General features: G+C 42.0%; 11 protein-coding genes and 1 tRNA gene. 6 read left to right on the forward strand and 6 right to left on the reverse strand.

The genetic code is table 11. The features are described from left to right. Positions 1-42: 42 nt before the first annotated feature. Positions 43-2313 carry a transglycosylase domain-containing protein gene (locus tag VE944_RS32750; RefSeq protein WP_324987565.1) on the reverse strand — a complete coding sequence of 757 codons (2271 nt, stop codon included), beginning with the start codon at positions 2311-2313 and terminating at the stop codon, positions 43-45. 434 nt (positions 2314-2747) lie between these two features. Between VE944_RS32750 and VE944_RS32755 the strand changes: the two genes are divergently transcribed. Then, positions 2748-3368, forward strand: coding sequence for a hypothetical protein (locus tag VE944_RS32755; RefSeq protein WP_324987567.1), 621 nt, complete (start codon positions 2748-2750; stop codon positions 3366-3368). A 224-nt stretch (positions 3369-3592) separates the two neighbouring features. Here VE944_RS32755 and lspA read toward each other — a convergent pair whose 3' ends face one another. Further along, the gene (gene lspA / locus VE944_RS32760; RefSeq protein ID WP_324987569.1) at positions 3593-4051 is read right to left on the reverse strand and encodes a signal peptidase II; all 459 of its coding nucleotides are present in this window, start codon (positions 4049-4051) and stop codon (positions 3593-3595) included. Positions 4052-4144: 93 nt separating this feature from the next. Then, a complete protein-coding gene (locus VE944_RS32765) occupies positions 4145-4732 on the reverse strand; it encodes a biotin transporter BioY (RefSeq protein ID WP_324987571.1) in 588 nt (195 codons plus the stop codon). A gap of 788 nt (positions 4733-5520) precedes the next feature. On the opposite strand from VE944_RS32765, the gene pstS reads away from it, so the two are divergent. The 4 genes from pstS (at position 5521) to pstB (ending at position 9595) form a co-directional block, all read left to right on the forward strand. After that, a complete protein-coding gene (pstS, locus tag VE944_RS32770) occupies positions 5521-6693 on the forward strand; it encodes a phosphate ABC transporter substrate-binding protein PstS (protein ID WP_324987572.1) in 1173 nt (390 codons plus the stop codon). 183 nt (positions 6694-6876) lie between these two features. Next, complete coding sequence (pstC, locus tag VE944_RS32775; protein WP_324987575.1) at positions 6877-7827, forward strand: phosphate ABC transporter permease subunit PstC; 951 nt, start codon at positions 6877-6879, stop codon at positions 7825-7827. A 19-nt stretch (positions 7828-7846) separates the two neighbouring features. Further along, positions 7847-8728, forward strand: coding sequence for a phosphate ABC transporter permease PstA (gene pstA / locus VE944_RS32780; RefSeq protein WP_324987577.1), 882 nt, complete (start codon positions 7847-7849; stop codon positions 8726-8728). A 60-nt stretch (positions 8729-8788) separates the two neighbouring features. Then, entirely contained in the window at positions 8789-9595 is an 807-nt protein-coding gene (pstB, locus tag VE944_RS32785) for a phosphate ABC transporter ATP-binding protein PstB (RefSeq protein WP_324987578.1), read from the forward strand. A gap of 515 nt (positions 9596-10110) precedes the next feature. On the opposite strand, the gene VE944_RS32790 is transcribed toward pstB, so the two are convergent. The 3 genes from VE944_RS32790 to VE944_RS32800 all read right to left on the reverse strand — a co-directional run bounded on the left by VE944_RS32790 (position 10111) and on the right by VE944_RS32800 (position 15308). Then, positions 10111-10181, reverse strand: a tRNA-Gly gene (locus tag VE944_RS32790). 50 nt (positions 10182-10231) lie between these two features. After that, positions 10232-11413 carry a hypothetical protein gene (locus VE944_RS32795; protein ID WP_324987580.1) on the reverse strand — a complete coding sequence of 394 codons (1182 nt, stop codon included), beginning with the start codon at positions 11411-11413 and terminating at the stop codon, positions 10232-10234. A gap of 367 nt (positions 11414-11780) precedes the next feature. Beyond that, positions 11781-15308: a response regulator gene (locus VE944_RS32800; protein WP_324987644.1), complete on the reverse strand. Its 3528-nt coding sequence runs from the start codon at positions 15306-15308 to the stop codon at positions 11781-11783. Between the two features lie 1237 nt (positions 15309-16545). On the opposite strand from VE944_RS32800, the gene VE944_RS32805 reads away from it, so the two are divergent. Further along, positions 16546-17178: a GNAT family N-acetyltransferase gene (locus tag VE944_RS32805; RefSeq protein ID WP_414690183.1), complete on the forward strand. Its 633-nt coding sequence runs from the start codon at positions 16546-16548 to the stop codon at positions 17176-17178. The last annotated feature ends 800 nt before the right edge of the window (positions 17179-17978 follow it).

Below are 17978 nucleotides of genomic sequence, written 5' to 3' on the forward strand. Positions count from 1 at the left end.
AGTCGGGAGTGGTAAAATTCCCTACTCCCTACTCCCCATTCTTTACCTTGTAATCCGCCGCATATAATTTCCCCACAACTGAGCGGCTTGAGCGCTGCTACCAGATGTAGGGGAATTATTGTCGTTTCCCAGCCAGACACCAGTTACAAGCCGGCGACTAGGGATAAAACCGATGAACCATAAGTCAACGTTTTTATCAGTCGTGCCTGTTTTCCCAGCTTCGCCCAGTCCAATGGCAGCACTACGACCAGTACCTCTGGTGACTACGCCACGCATTAAACTAGTCATCTCATCGGCTACACCATTAGACAGAACTCGTTTGTTGGCATCTGGATCTTGGTCGAAGGAGTAGATTACACGACAGGTTTTGATATCATTGCGATCGCGGCAATCACCACTGTCTAAAATTCGGTTAATCGCATGGGGAGGATTCCGTACACCACCATTACCAATAGCGCCAAAAGCACCAGTCATTTCCAAAACATTGACTACACTTTGACCTAGTACCAAGCCAGGAACTGGATCAAGTGTTGACTTTATTCCCAAATTCTGTGCCATAGCCACGACTTTATTCAGCCCGATTTCTCTGGCAACTCGCAGGGCGATAGGATTTTCTGAAAGAGCAAGCCCCGTGGCAATATCTAAAGTAGCGCCAGCACCAGCACGACACGGCTTATAAGTAAAGCCTTGCCAAGTTAAAGGAGCGCAAGAATAACTTTTTGATTCTGAAAATCCCTGTTGAATAGCAGCCGTGTAAGCAAAGATTTTGAAGGTGGAACCTGGTTGTCTTTTGGCTTGAACAGCACGATTGAACTGACTTTTTCTGTAATCAGTCCCGCCCACCATTGCCAGGATACTGCCTGTACTAGAGTCAAGAGTTACTACCGCCCCTTGAGAAAAATTAAAATTTCTACCGGCGTTGTTCACTGAATTATTTAACGCCGCTTCTGCTTGACTCTGTATCACTGGATCAAGCTTGGTTTCAATGATATAATTTCCTTCTCTTGCGGCTCCCTCCCCTAAGATTGATTCAAGTTCAGAGAAGACATAACTGTAAAAATAAGGTGCGATCGTCTTAGCTTGCTGTTCACAGACTTTAGGACTAATTTGGACAGTGGAGCGTCTAGCTCGGTTTGCATCTTCAGGTTTAATTTTGCCCATCTCCAGCAAGCGCTTAATTACGCGATTCCGGTATTCGGCTGCTTCTAGCTTATTTGGACTATCCCCACAAAAATCGAAAGCGTTGGGAGCAGGTAAAATTCCTACTAACGTTGCTGCTTCTGCCAAAGTTAATTCTTTAGCGGGCTTCTCAAAATAATACCGGGATGCATCCTCAAAGCCAGAGGTATCTCCCCCCAAAAAAACCCGATTTAAGTACATCAGCAAAATATCATCTTTGCTGTAAAAGGTTTCGAGCTTTAAGGCAACAACTGCTTCTCGCAATTTGCGTCCAAGGGTATCCTGTCTGCCTACATACTCGCGGAACAAACTGCGGGCAACTTGCTGGGTAACAGTGCTGGCTCCTTGCTGCACATCTCCACTGCGGCTATTGATCAACACGGCTCGTAAAATCCCCACAGGGTCAACCCCAAAGTGCCAGTAATAACGACTATCCTCTGAAGCCACCACCGCAGCAGGCAAATAAGAGCCAAATTCCTCTAAACGCTTCATGTCTACGTGGGAGGTAGTCCGAGGCTCTCTCAGGGGAGTGGCTCCATCACGGGCGTAAACAACTACTGGGGCGCGTGTAGCTGTAGGTAGGGGTTTAACTTGAAATTTCAGCCATTCCACGCCAATTACTAATGCTAACAGGGCACTAGTACCACCAACCCCATAAGCTGTCCAACTTGCAGCTTTCACATACCAGGCTGGTGGATCGACGTACTGCAACCGCACAGAAGCGGCAAGTTCTGGAGGCCCTAGAGTAAGAATATCGCCGTGACGCAGTTCTAGAGAATTGACACGACGCTTGCCACGATAAATGCCATTGGTAGAGTTTTCGTCTTTGATGACAAAAACTGGCGTGCGTTGGCTAGAATTCCGCGATAGCGACAGGTGAATTTGGCTGACAACAGGGTTACGGATAACGATATCGCTGGATTTGGAGCTACGACCTAGAATATAGCGATCGCCCAACAGTGGATATACCTCTGCTTTATCCGCCCCCGCATCCTGCACCCAGAGTTCCGGTACTTTGGCATTAGGCTTGAGCGCCAATTTAGAAAAATCGACCCTAGCTTGGATAGTATGTACCGCTTGAGTCAGTTGACCAAGTAAAGTTTGTGGCTTTTGAGGGGGTTGGGGAGAACTCATCGGCTATTTACATCACACTTTTTAGTGAAGAATCGGGCGAATTACAATCAATATTAGATGTTAGTCTTTCATCATTTTACTCATAAGCCAAAGCATAAATTATCTATACGTAATTTTCTGACTTAATTTATACTTTGCATTAGTCTAACACCAAAAATCTTTGTGTTTTTTGTTACTTTATTATATAAATATAAATTTTTATCTATTCTTAAAGGCTTACTATATCAATGTAAATCGTTATATAACTACGATTGTAGTTTTAATTTATGTAATTTTAGACACTAGCCATGAATAAATAATAGATTTAATTTTTACCAATTTTACATATCCACATATTCTGAAACAAACCTAAATATATTCATTTAGGAAGATTTTCTAAATTCTATTCTCTGTTTTAATGGGCCGAGTGTTCCGTTGAGGTTAATTACAGAATAATGGGAAAATCTCTGACTCTGATTGGTGCAGCTTTATCTTTAGCATTTACCGCTAACATTGCTGTGGCCGAATCTAGTAAATCCTCCATAGCCCAATCCAGTAGCGACTCAACTAGTGCACCAACGGAAATTAAGATGTCGCCAGAAGGGATGAAAATTCTATGCGAGTATTTTCCGCTCAACTCACGCTGTCCCGGCGGCACAGCAGTGACCCCTAGCGCTCCTAGTGGCACTACAGCACCAGCAGAAACCACGCCTAGTGGCACCAGCACTCCAGATAGCACAACTGCACCAGGTAGCACAACTGAACCTGGAGCCGGATCTGCCACTCCCGAAAGCACTCCAGCACCAGGAGCCGTTACCCCATCTGATCCTAGCGCTCCTAGCAACTTAAATCCAGCACCAGGAACTCTTACCGCACCTGATTCTGGCGCTCCTAGCAACTTAACTCCAGCACCAGGAGGCGCAACTACACCTGAGTCTGGCGCTCCTGCTGGCAGCATTACCGTACCAGGAAACCCAACTACACCTGAGTCTGGTACTACTGACACCAATCCCGAACCAAGTACTGGTTCTCCCAATAATACTCCAGGCTCTAGTTCTCCAACTCCTAGCCGGTAATTAAATTAAAAGCTGAGGCATAATCTGAATAATAGTTTGCCATCAGCGATCGCCAGTGCATATTGACCTCTTACACCAGTTATGCAAACTGGTGTAAAATAACAACTCAAAATCGCTCAAACCAATGAGCAAGTCTTCGCATACAGAATTGAGCAAAGGTTTTAGTAATTAATAGCCTGGGATGAATCATCCCAGGCTATAATAATTTAATGCGACCTGTCAGTTTAAGTCGGTGTTTTTTGAAAGGAAGCAATTAACAGGCACACAATACCGATACTAATAAATGAATCTGCCACATTAAATACAGCAAAGTTAATCAGGCGAAAATCAAGAAAATCAACGACGTAGCCTAAAACAAAGCGATCGATACCGTTGCCCATAGCTCCACCTAAAATCAAGCCATAGCCCAACTGATCCCACAAATTTAACGTTGGACTAAACAAGGCCAACGCTATCAATACTAAACTCACTCCTAAAGATAACCAGCGCAACCACTCAACTTTCCCACTTAACAGACTAAAAGCGGCACCAGTATTAGTGACATAGGTGAAGTGAAATATTCCAGGTAAGAGTGGCAGTGTTTGCCCCAAGCTAAAGGTTTGCACCACCCAGTATTTTGTTATTTGATCTAAGAAAAAAGCTATGAAGGCAGCTATCCAGAAAAGGCGATTTTTTAAACGCATGAAACTAGGGACTAGGATTAGGGACTAGGGACTAAGGACTAAGGATTAGAAGAATTTTAAATTTCTAGCCCCTAGCCTCTAGCCCCTTCATGACTAATAAAACATTAAGTGACGCAATATATATGCTATTACAGTAACGGCACAGACCACACTTAGTTGCCCTGGTAGTGCAAACCAGGAATATCTAAGGATTGCTTGCATCAAGGGAAGATTTTCTGTACCTTTCCACTGAAAAATATAGCTAATAATCAAATAAGTAATACCGCATAGGTGGAGAGTTAACAAGCCACAGATGCAACTAAAGGCGAGAGTTTCTAGTCGAGGTCTAGCTTTAAAAGCGAACAAGCCACAAATCCAAGCTCCAGGAATAAAACCTAATAGATAGCCAAATTGAGATAGCTTAACATAACCAATACCGCCCCCATCGGCAAATACAGGTAATAAGGTCAACCCCATGACTAAATAGGCAATTTGTGAGAGCGCACCAGCATTTTTGCCCCCTAAACAACCTACCAGCAATACTGCGCCAACTTGAAAAGTGACACCTAATGAAATTGTTTGAATTCCGTGCTTACTCCAATTCCAAGGTAAGGTGATACCATAAACTTCTAGGAAAGTGCCACCCATTGTCAGGAGTAAGCCAATCATTGACCATAGTAATTGATTGGAAGCAGCAAACATTTATTCAGTCAACCAAGGAAAGGCAAAAGGAAAACCAACAGCAAGTATTACTGCAAGACGGAAGTTAAAAGCATTGTATTCGAGACTTTTGTGCATTTGAAATGGTATTTTTATTTCCGCGCCTACTGTACTAGTATATTCATTAGTGTTAAAATAAGATTCTTGCTGATAAATCTAAGAATTGGCACATTTTTTTGCCTTTTTGGTATGTAACTTTTCAGTTCTGCAAATTATGGCTTAGGTATATATAGCTATAATTTTATTGCCTGAAGCGTAGTTTGATTATAGCCTTTGACCTAATACATGTTAATAGTGATTATAAATTTTTAGATTCAATACCAACTTTTGCTACAAAGTATTAAAGATATTTCCTGAATTCACTATTTTTTAGCGTTTCTCTAAACAATAATTTCACTCGCTAAACTTAGATTATTTAGTTATGGATTGAAGTCTGTTTAAAGTGATAAGCAAAATTTCATATTAATATCCAAATTTAGGAGTCTCAAATTATACCATAGGTTGCCATTTTTTTATGAATTGACCATAAAATTACAGTAGTAAAAAATTTTTGTAAATATCTGTAACCAATTTGCTGTGGTACTATTTCTAATATTTAACTAAAGCAGCAGTATAAATTCTATTAAGTAAAAGTAGAAACGAGTGTTTGTTCTTCATCAAAAAAAAACAAGCATTTTTTGCCTTCTTAACCTATCCTTTACCTTAACATTCATCTTTTAAGGGTATCCTGAGAAGCGCTCACCTGAAAAGTTACCCAAACATTGATAGCGATGCCCTCACCTCTTAGTGTAACAAAAATCCATCGCCTCACAGCTTCAGTTTCAGTGTTAGCACTGACAATCAGCCTAGCTGCATGTGGCGGACAGCAAAACCCAGATAATACAGCAACCAATTCTGGCACTGCTACAGATACCACTGCCTCCAGTACAACCAAATTAGATTTGGGTGGAAATGTCAAGTTAAGCGGGGCTGGTGCGTCTTTCCCAGCACCACTGTATGATACATGGTTTACGGATCTAAACAAAAAATATCCAAATCTGCAAGTTGACTATGCTTCAGTTGGTAGCGGTGCTGGAGTTGAGCAATTTATCAAAGGGACTGTAGACTTTGGTGCCAGCGATGTTGCTATGAAGGATGAAGAAATCCAGAAGGTGCCAGCCGAGAAGGGCGTTATTTTACTGCCTGTAACTGCTGGTAGCATCGTGCTAGCTTACAACTTGCCAGATGTTGCAGAACTAAAGCTACCACGAGCCGTTTACGCTGATATTCTACTAGGCAAAATCACCTCTTGGGATGATCCCCAAATTGCTAAGGCTAATCCAGGTGTAAAACTTCCTAAACAGGCAATGACAGTTGTTTATCGTTCTGATGGTAGCGGAACAACAGGTGTGTTTACAAAACACCTCAGCGCTATTAGCCCGGAGTGGAAGACTAAAGTTGGTGAAGGCAAAACTGTAAATTGGCCTAAGGGAGTTGGTGCTAAAGGGAATGAGGGTGTTACCGCCCAAATCCAACAAACGCAAGGTTCTATTGGTTATGTCGAGTACGGCTATGCCAAACAAAATAGTCTCAATTTTGCTGCTTTGGAAAACAAAGGCGGTCAGTTTATTGTACCTACTGAGGAGTCAGCCTCTAAAACTCTGGCATCAGTAACTTTACCCCCTGATCTCCGTCTCTTTATTTCCGATCCCGAAGGTGCGGATTCCTATCCCATCGTCACTTACACCTGGATTTTGGCTTACAAGAAATATCCCGATGCGGCAAAAGCTAAGGCTGTTGAAGCTGCGATCGAATACGCTTTAACTGAGGGTCAGAAGAATTCTGTGGCACTGGGGTATGTTCCTTTACCCCAAAACGTCATTACAAAGGTGGCTGCTGCTGCCGATCAAATCAGTCCAGAGTATAAAATTGCTGTTGGTAGTGGTACTAGTGCTAGCAAGTAGCTACAGTCAAGACATGAGCATTCCTAGAGAATAATTTTTAGGCTGGTTACTAGACTGTAGGCATTTGTAATTTGGAACTCTGGGTTACCAATGTCTCAGTTTAAAAAGGCTATGAGGCAACAATTTTGTTAATATGGTTGCCTCCCATATTTTGTTCTGATTTAATTGTGAAAGTCGGTAGTCATGACTACAAATTCTCAAAACCTTTCATCAGCGACAAAAAATCGCTCTGATGTAGAAAAGTCCCTAGATCAGGGTTTTATTTGGCTTACTAAAATTTTCGCCTTTGGGGTTGCTGCCGCTTTATTATGGATCGGCTTACAGGTTGCAATTGCTTCTTGGCCTGCCATGCAAAAGTTTGGTGCTAGCTTTTTAGCTAACACCACTTGGAACCCAGTTAATGATACCTACGGGGTGCTACCTCAAATTTATGGAACTCTCTTGAGTTCTTTTATTGGTTTACTGATAGCTGTACCGATTGGAGTTGGTACTGCTATAGTACTAAGCGAAGATTTTTTACCCGCAAAAGTGAAGTTGGTATTGGTTTTTGCGGTAGAACTGCTTGCAGCTATTCCCAGCGTTGTCTACGGCGTGTGGGGTATTTTTGTTTTAGTGCCTATCTTAACTAACTTGGGAAAATGGCTCAATAGTTACTTTGGCTGGATACCATTTTTTAGCACCCCCCCTACAGGCCCAGGAATGTTACCGGCAGGAGTCATATTAGCAATTATGACTTTGCCCATCATCACAGCTCTATCTCGCGATGCCTTAATTTCTATACCCTCCAGTTTGCGCCAAGCAGCCGTAGGACTAGGAGCAACTCGATGGGAAACCATCTTGCAAATTCTGATTCCAGCAGCCTTTTCAGGGATAGTTAGCGCTGTGATGTTGTCACTAGGTCGGGCAATGGGAGAAACAATGGCTGTAACAATGTTAATTGGTAATTCCAACAACATTAGTATCTCACTGTTAGCACCAGGCAATACGATTTCTTCTCTACTAGCAAATCAATTTTCAGAAGCTAGTGGTTTGCAAGTGTCGGCTTTAATGTACGCTGCTTTAGTTTTATTCTTTTTGACCTTGGTAGTCAATATGATGGCCGAGTTTATCGTTCTGAGAGTCAAGCGACTGTAGCCTAGTGTTGGATTGAATTATGACTTCTAGTTTTCCAGAGCGCAGTCTAACTCGCGCTCCCATGTCTCAAAGGACACTGTTTAATACAGTAATGACTGTAGTTGCATTTATCTGTGGGGTATTGGCACTTGTGCCTTTGCTAGCAGTCCTTTCTTACGTCATTATTCAAGGCTTTAGCAGTTTGAGTCCTAACCTATTTTTTGAACTGCCACCCAAAGCTTTACAACAGGGAGGAGGCTTTGGTAATGCAATTTTGGGCACACTATTAATGGTAGGAATTGCTGCCCTGATTAGTATTCCATTTGGTGTTTTGGCGGCGATTTACATCACAGAATTTAGCTCGGCCCAAGTAGCGAGATGGGTGCGTTTTGCGGCTAATGTCCTGAGTGGAGTCCCGTCAATTATTGCTGGAGTATTTGCCTATGGCATTGTAGTTTTGACACTGGTAAAGTTAAACTTAGGATCATACTCTGCTTTAGGTGGCGGGTTTGCACTGTCAATTTTGATGTTGCCAATTATTGTCCGAACCACTGATGAAGCCTTGCAGTTAGTATCGCAGGATTTGCGACAAGCATCTGTAGGGTTAGGAGCAACTAACTTTCAAACAGTTAGTCAAGTAGTGTTGCCAGCAGCCCTACCAGCTATTGTAACTGGGGCAACCCTAGCGATCGCCAGAGCATCTGGAGAAACTGCACCTTTACTATTTACCGCGCTATTTTCCAATTTTTGGCCTGGTAGCTTATTTGAACCCACAGCTTCCCTTGCAGTTTTGGTTTACAAATATGCCATTTCTCCGTTTAAAAATTGGCAATCACTAGCTTGGGCAGCATCTTTAGTTTTGGTATTGATGGTTTTAATCACAAGTATCATCGCTCGCTGGGCAACTCGCAAGAAAGTTTAGTCAACAAATAGAATCTATATAGCGGATTTGTATCGCTAAAACTAATACTAAATTTAATTTATGGCTAACAACATTAGCACAGTCAACGATACTCAAACCGTTTTACGCACTGAAAACCTCAACGTTTACTACGGCAAATTTTTAGCCTTGAAAGATATCTGGCTAGATATTCCAAAAAATCAGGTTACAGCCTTTATTGGTCCTTCTGGTTGTGGTAAAAGTACGTTGTTGCGATGCTATAACCGCCTCAATGACTTGATTGAGTCATTTCGGGCAGATGGTAAAATACTTTTTTACGATAAAAACTTGTATGCATCCGACATTGATCCTGTAGAGGTGCGTCGTCGGATTGGGATGGTGTTTCAAAGACCAAACCCGTTTCCAAAATCGATTTATGACAATATTGCTTTTGGAGCCAAAATCAACGGCTACAAAGGCAATATGGATGAATTGGTAGAACGGAGTTTGCGACAAGCAGCTTTGTGGGACGAAGTAAAAGACAAACTGCGACAAAGTGGTTCGTCTTTATCTGGTGGACAACAACAAAGGTTATGTATTGCTCGTGCGATCGCAGTCCAACCTGAAATTATATTAATGGATGAACCTTGTTCTGCCCTTGATCCTATTTCCACGTTGCGGGTTGAAGAACTAATTCACCAACTTAAAGAGCAATATACCATCGTTATCGTTACCCATAATATGCAACAAGCAGCGCGGGTTTCTGATAAGACAGCCTTTTTTAATGTTAAAACTACAGACGGCGGAGGTCGTAACGGCTACATGGTAGAGTACGACGCAACAGAACTAATTTTCAACAATCCTCAGCAGCAAGATACCAAAGATTACGTTAGCGGCAGATTTGGATAAGTAAATAAAAAATATTGCACATTGTTGATGTTAGAAAAATGAGGGATACTCGAAAATTGGCGTTGCTGAATTAGGGGATGATTTCGCATAATTTATAACGAATTTCCAATGCTTTCACCCGCCAATTTATCCCGAATTTACAGCACTTCCGGCTATTATGAGGCACAATTTTACCCACATCCCTTTCCTATCCTAACTTTTGAGACTGTGTGCGTACCTCATAGCAGGCGGAAGTGCTGTATGCAACACCCGATAATTCAACCTGGGCGATATTGCTCTAGTTTTTATTTGTTTCCCAAGGTTAGCGTAGGCGTAGGCATCGCTTACTCAATCATGGCTGTTTCTTAGTCAAGAAAAGCAATAATTAAGCTGTTTAATATTAAGCCTTAGATTTACTGGGCGGGTCAGACACCCACTCAAAAATAGCCTCACACATAGAGCAATAGAGTATTTTGCCCCCTATTTTTAAAACATAAGGTGGATTTCTACCGTGTAGTGCATCTCAAACTTTTCTAAGCGGGCGGCGGGAATCGAACCCGCATTAATAGCTTGGAAGGCTATAGTTTTACCACTAAACTACGCCCGCAAAATTCCAACCATATAAATTTAACACAGCTTTTGGAAAAATTCAAGCATTTAGTTGGAATTAGCAGGTTGGATGTTGATCCTGACATATAGATTGCTCAATTCTGGTTTTGTGCCATCGTTGTTGTGAGCAGCAATAAAGTTTTCTGTTTTGAAAACTTCGCTGAGGACTTGCTGATATGTGCTTTTTTCACTTTGCAGTGTTGCTGGTTCTATTTCTAGAATTACAGCCTGTTGAAAATTGCCATTGTTATCAATTATTAAGCTAGCCAAGAGTTTTGCTGGTTCAAGGCCAGAATTCTGGATGAGAAAACTTGAGTCTAATTCTTTGGTGTTGCTTCCCCTATATAAAGCGATAACGTCCGGTAAAGCATCTTGTCGTAATCTTCCTGATTGTATCAAGCTACTGACTTCATCTCTAAGCAAAGGAGCTACTATTGCTACTGATGCTCCCCCGGCAGGAGTTGCTGGAGTTTCCTGAGTGGAGGTGCTTGGAGTTTCCCTAGTCGAAGTTGCTGGAGTTTCCTGGGGAGTGCGTGGGGTTTCCCTAATCGGAGTTGCTGGAGTTTCCTGAGTGGGGGTGCGTGGAGTTTCTTTAGTCGGAGTTGCTGGAGTTTTCTGAGCGGAGGTACGTGGCGTTTCTCTGTTATCAGCTTCCGAACCTGGTGAATTTGATGGAACACTCGTTGGTAGTAGCGTTCCCTTTCCCAGTTTGATTTCTTGACGACGGTTCCAAGGTAGATTACCGACTGGAACTGTAGGTGTAAATATCGGTGTAGATTTCGGTGTAGATTTCGATGTCGGTGTCGCCGTAGCAACTCTCTGTTGTCTAAAGGGTTGCTTATTAGGTTGAGAGGCGTAAGTTTGCCTATTCTGCTGGAGATTATCCGCAGAATTTATTGCGCCAAAATCTTGATTTCTAGGCGTAGTTCGATCTGTTTGTGATGAACGTGCTGGTACAGACTTTTGAGTTGCGGATGCTGGCTTTGGCGAAACTTTTTGGGCTGTTGATTTTGATTTGGGAGCAATTTCTATCAATTCAATGGGAACAGCAGATTGACTTTGTTGGGGAAACCACAAACTAAATGCATTAGAAGAGCGCATCAGCCAGAACGCTAGCAAGTGCAGAGAGAGTGAACCTATAATGACAGAAATCCACAAAGCTGGTGGATCGGTGTGTCGCCTCCAGACTTTGCTTGGAATTGGAGTTTTGTCTGCAACTGATAGTGGCATATTATATAAACTGGATATGATTAGGCAGTATTACTCATTGCTAATGCTTTAACGTGTCGCGGAAGTGGGTGAGGATTGCATCTGGGATTGATTTTTTGCACGACTCAAAAACAAATATTCAGATGTATGACGAATCCCCAAAATAAACTGATAGAATTGTTAGGTCTTGACCACCAATGCCGTAAGCGAAAACCAAGCTGTATAGGTAAGTGTAGCAAGAGAAAGATTTGGGTCTTGGGAACCAGGACTTCTGCCCTTGGAGGAAATGTAAGACCAAAAAAACTACGGAGTTCTGGAGGCTGTTCCCGGTGAATTGGGAAGCCCCGTCCGTCTTACGGCGGTGTAGTTCACAATACCAGTCTAAATTTTAGCGATTAACCATTACTTCTGGTGTAACAGCAAAAGTCAAAACTGTTTCATCTACTCCTTTAAGTTCTAGCGGACTACCTTTAGTAATTTCTTCTTCCTGCAAATAATCTGCCACGGCAGCAGAAACTAGGATCGTACCGGGAATAGCAGCAGCTTGCAACCTTGCAGCAATATTCACACTTGGCCCAATAGCAGTATAATCAGCTCGTTGAGCACTACCAAACATCCCCACAACAGCAGTACCTTGGTGGATACCGCACCGAAACTGGACGCTAGTAAGTCTGTCACCATCGAATACACCTTGGTTTCGCCAGCGCTGGTTCAACTCAGCTAGTGAGCGGTGCATTGCTCTTGCTGTATTGATGGCACGACGCACTTGTTCATTGGGGGTTAGCTCTTCCGGCGCTCCATATAAAGCTAAGATAGCATCTCCCATAAATTTATCTACGGTGCCGCCATTGCCAAATACAACTTTGGTCATGGCTTCTAAATATTCATTTAGTAACTCTGCGACTCGTCGGGATCTGAGAGTATTTGATAGCTGTGTAAAACCCACGATATCACTAAACAAAACTGTAATTAAGCGTGGTTCTGGGCGCAAATCTAACGTCAAATCTCCGGTTGCGGCTTTTTGTACCAATACAGCCGGTAAAAAGCGCTTTAGCACCGATTCTGTTAAATAAGTATTTAACTCTATGATTCGCCGTTCATTTTCCTTCAATGCCAAAAGATTCCGAACTTCCGCCAAAAGTTCCCGATCGTTAAATGGTTTTGCTAAATAAGCATCCGCGCCATGTTCTGTACCTTCGATGCGGGTTTCCTCGTCAGCTTTTGCTGTCAGCAGAATGATTGGTATTCCTTTCAACTTCTCCTCTTTGCGGATCAGGTGAATCATTTCAAGTCCGCTCACCAAGGGCATCATTAAGTCAGTCACAATCAAGCTGGGTATAATTTCCTGAGCTAGGCTGTGCCCTTCAGAACCGTTACGAGCTGTGCGTACATGATAGCCGTTGCGGCGGAAAATCTCAGATACATAGGTTCGTAAATCCGGGTTGTCATCTACAACTAAAATTGAGTGCTGAGTCTTAAGTGTTGAGTCTTGAGTATCAATACTAGGGGAGGAGTTTATTGTAATATCTTCAATATTGTCTGTTGTTGATACCAGTTCTAAATCAGCCAATTCTACGCTAGCGCGGCTTGTATTCAGTTCGGTAGGCGTTTCTAGTACTTGCTGTGTGGGTAAATGAGCATTTCCACTCACAAGCCATAAACTAAAGGTAGTGCCTTGGCCGTAAACTGATTCCACAGTGACTTTACCACCATGTAATTCGACCAATTCTTTAACTAAAGCTAAACCCAAACCACTACCTTCATAGGAGCGGTTTGCGGAACCTTCAGCTTGGCGAAAGCGCTCAAAGAGGTGGGGAATTTGTTCTTTAACAATGCCTATTCCAGTATCTTGTACTTGTAATATGCAGCGATCGCGCTCAGATTTTAGTCTGACACTAATCGTCCCACCTTCGGGAGTAAACTTCATGGCATTTGACAGGAGGTTATAAACCACCTTGTCAAATTTTTCCATGTCCAAGTACACCGGAGAACATTCATCTAACTGGGTGACGAGATGCAATCTCTTTTTCTCACAGTAGGGACGAAAAGATTCCACAATTTGGGTGACAAATTCTGCTAAATCGCAGGGATGGAAGCTAGGCTGCATTCTCCCCGCATTCAGGCGTTGTAAATCTAGGAGTTGATTTACCAGTCGCAGCAGACGGCGGGAGTTACGCAGGGCGATCGCACTTTGGGAGTAAGATAATCCTTCACCAGCCGCCACCGCCGACTCTAAAGGCCCTTGAATCAAGGTGATGGGTGTACGAAACTCATGGGAAATATTTTGGAAAAATTCGGTTTTTTGTTTATCTAATTCCAGTAAGCGTTCAGCTTGTTGGCGAGTTTTTTGAAATAAGTATGACTGCTGCACAGCGATCGCTGCTTGAGCCGCTACTGCTTTAGCTAAATCAATATCAGATGACAGCCATCGGCGTACTTTTTTACCTTCATGTAACGTAATACTACCGATACATTTACCATCAGCTAATAATGGTACAAACATTAGCGATCGCGCTGGCATGTTTAACGGCAAATCAAAACCCTGCACATCTGAGGGAGAATGGCTCACATTACCAATTACTACAGGTTCATGTGTCTGTAGCATTTGTTGGAGGATTGGATTCTCCTGTATAGATGCTTGAGAATAAGGTAATTTCGGAGGCGATAGGTGATTCTTGCTACTTGAATGATTGTCTGGGGCTGCCAATGCCTGGGTTGGGCTGTCCTTATGCAAATTTTCCGAATGTTGAAAACTGTCATACAAACCCACACACTGGACAAACTCATCTTCCTCTGTCCACAAAGACAAGATGCAGCCATCAACTTGTAAGGCTTGTCCCAATTGCTGGGTGATCGCCGCAAAAATATCTTGGGGGTCTAAGCTAGAGCGAATCGCGCTAGTAATTGTATTAATTAGGGCTTCTCTCTTTGCAAGGGCACGGACTTGCTCATAAGCATAAGCTTGAGACAAAGCTAAAGCTGCCTGATCCGCCACCATCAGCACTAGCTGCACCTCATCCTCCTCCCAGAAGCGAGGCAGAGAACACTGATGCAGTGCCAGCACTGCCATCAGTTCTTGTTGGCAAATCAATGGCACAACTAAACTAGAACAAATGTTAGCGGCAGTAAAAGCTTCCCCACGTTGGCGCAGTTCGGGAGTATTACCGTGAATACGCTCATCATCAGTTATATCGTGAATCACCTGGACTTCACGAGTTTCCCACACAGTTTGAGCCAAAAGAGGCTGAGGGGTAGAGGTTGACACGGGCAAAGCAGAAGAATTATTTGCCTGCACCCCTGCTTCTTCAGAAAGAGGCTTCTGATAAATAAATCCTTTATCCGCTAACTGCTCATCTTGGAAGGGACGCAATAGGCAAACATCCACCTCCAACATGTGACCCACTGTATCTACAATTGCCTGCAAAATTTGGCGATAGTCTAAAGCACTGCGAATCGTATTTGTGACAGTATTCAGCAGTGATTCTTGCCGAAGTGTGCGGGTAAGCTCGCGGGTGCGGGCTTTGAGAACATTGTGAGTATCCAAAGCTTGGCGTACCACTGCTTTGAGTTCCTCAGCTTCCCACGGTTTGGTGACATATTTAAATACCTTACCAGCGTTGATAGCTTCCACCAGGTCTTCGACATCGGTGTAGCCAGTTAAAATAATTCGGATAATATCTGGATATTGAGTTGCTGTCAGGCTCAAAAATTCTGTACCGCTCATCATCGGCATCCGCTGATCGGAGATGATCACCGCGACCTCCCCCTCTTGAGCCAGCAGATCAAGTGCCGCAGGGCCAGAGTTTGCCCTTAGCACCTTATAGTCGCGATAGAAAGTGCGGTAAAGCAAGTCAAGGTTGTCTGGTTCATCATCGACAACCAAAATTTTAGGCTTACTGTTTGCTTGGGATTTCATGCACCGCTTTCCTGCTGCAACGGCAGTCGAATAAAGAATAATCTGGTCAGGTAAGAATTTTTCTGAGTCAGGTAAGAGCAGAGCATTTTGACCAATAAGGCTGTTTGGCTGCATGACTGCTGAGTGTAGGAGCGTTTACGCACAGTAATTCGTCTCAATGGCTTATGCCTATTACCCTTTGCGTTGGTGCAGTGTAATTGTTTGCATAATCAGTTTTAGGGTTACAGAGTCGCTGCTTGCTTGCCAAATCTTCCTTCACCTCCTGTGAGCAATGTCTGATAATACATACAGCGCTCAGAGCTAGCTGACAAATCCAGATGAAGCTGCCTATTAAGTTTTCCCTTTGCAGCAGTTTTACTAACACTTGCAGGTAAATTTTATTTATGGTAGTCATGGTAGAGTCAAAAATATTAAAACATGAAGATTTAAAGCCAAAGTATACTATTAGACAAATACCTCCTTCTAATTTAGCAATCAGAACTATCATTAAGGCAAGGTAGGGTTAAGAAGTTAGGGATCTTGGATCTTGGAGATTCTTCCCCTATACCTGCACAGACTGTTACTATGACCTATTACCGCGAAGCAGAAGTAAAAAGAAGCCAGTGCGCTCTTGCGGCTGTGCCTACTTGTACCCCTACCGGGAAGCAAGCTACGTGCAGCGTCTCTTTGGCGTAGCCTCTCGAAGAGAAGAGAAGCAACTGGCTCTCAGAAGTGAAAAGTCTATAATTTTGAGCTTTTTGGCTGTAATGAAACGGTAGGTTTATTTCCGCCGAATTATACTAGTAGTAAAGTCCAGCTAGTGTAGCGGTAATTACCTAAGTAAGTTCAATACTGTAACTAAAGGTGATTTACAAGCAGAATTTGTCGGTAGTGTACTTACTTAACAATTTAGTAGGTAATGTTTACGGACAGGTTATGCTATTTATCTACCCATTCACCTAAACCTGTTCCACCTTACAGATGTTTTTGTGGTAAACAAACTGATATCCTCCTTACCTAAAGCAAGGGATGCACTTGAACCTACTGAACTTAAGATTGTAGCTTAATGAAGCTGTAACTTCTAAGACTTTGACTTTTCCAATAATACAGGCTATAAAGCCCCAAACGAAAGTGGAAAACTTTGTATGCTCCACAAGCAAAAGCGAATTAGCAATCTTAGGTTAATTCAATCTTCTGGGCAGATATAAAGTTTTTCTTCAGTTGAAATGGTATTTGAGGAGATTTGAGAAAATTTTCGTTGAATAAAATCAATACTAAACTAGCCTTGAAATATCGGTTTTTTCATCCATGCCAGCAACAGCCAATCAATCCAGCCTGCTGCCAATTTCAAATTCGTACAGCTACACCTGCTGATTTGATTAGTATTTCTCAAATTATTGCTGAAAGCTTTCACTCCCAACAGGGTATGTGGGGATGGGCATTTCCATTGCTACGTCTCGGTATTTACGAAGACTTAAGGCATCGCATGGCATCACCTCCGTCGCGTCATATTTGTTTAGTCGCCTTTGAAGCTACTACTAGTGCGGCTAATAACTTAGTAGGAAGTGTAGAACTGGGTGTACGTTACAGTGATTCGTGGAGCCAGGCGAGCACGGGTTTTCCTTACTTATCTAATTTAGCAGTTCACCCACAATACCGTAGACACGGTGTTGCTTCAGGGTTACTGACTAGCTGTGAAAAGGTTTCTCGTGACTGGGGATTTCAAGACTTATATCTCCACGTTTTGGAAAATAACCATCAAGCAAGGCAACTTTATTTTAAGTTGGGATATCGGGTGCATAAAGTCGAATCGAATTGGAATAAATTTTTCCTAAGACGCTCAAGCCAAATGTTATTGCACAAGCATCTGGGTACTGATTCCACTATTTGAATTTTCTTTTGGCAGATAATAATTAGGTTTTGATGTTGTAATTACTTTTGGGAAATTTCTCACCAATATAGATAATCAAAGCACAAACTAACTTAATTAAAACTAAGCTAGTATTAGTTATAGGACTAATATTTTATTTTGAAATATATGCAGGGTATGCTAGACGAGAGTATAGTACTGTTCAAAGGCTTTGTTACGGACTGCGTTCTAGCGCACCCTACATATACTTAGATTTTTGAAAAAATTATTGAACCACTATCTCTACGAGAGGCTTCCGCCAATGCGTAGCGTCTCATAGAGAAGAAAAGAAGCAAAAAAGTTTACGAATCATTTAGGACTGCTACATAGCTTTAAATAATTTTTTTTAAGCATATTTTGTTTAAACTTTTTTTTTAAGCTTATTATTCGTAATAGTAATAAATATATAACTTTGGAAACTTATCTTAAATGATTAACTTATGAAATTTTGTCTTTTTTGTTTGCTATTAAACGACAAGTATTTTAGAATATTTTATATAAGATAAATAAATTAATTATAATGAAAATAGCTGTAGAATTACACTGAGAAAACTAGCAATAGATCATAATAACTTTTTAATTAAGATATTCATCTTTATAAAAACTTTAAGAAAACCCTCTCATAATTGGAAGACAAATCTAGTTATATCTCATAAAATATGATCACTCAATTACTAAACAATGCCTATTTATTACTATCTTAGTAAAATTGGTCAAAAGAGTCTTGATAATATAAAGAATTCAAAAACCTAGTTTGACATAACAGCTAATTTTGTTTTGAA

The sequence above is a fragment of the Nostoc sp. genome, assembly GCF_035638895.1.
Classification (GTDB): domain Bacteria; phylum Cyanobacteriota; class Cyanobacteriia; order Cyanobacteriales; family Nostocaceae; genus Nostoc.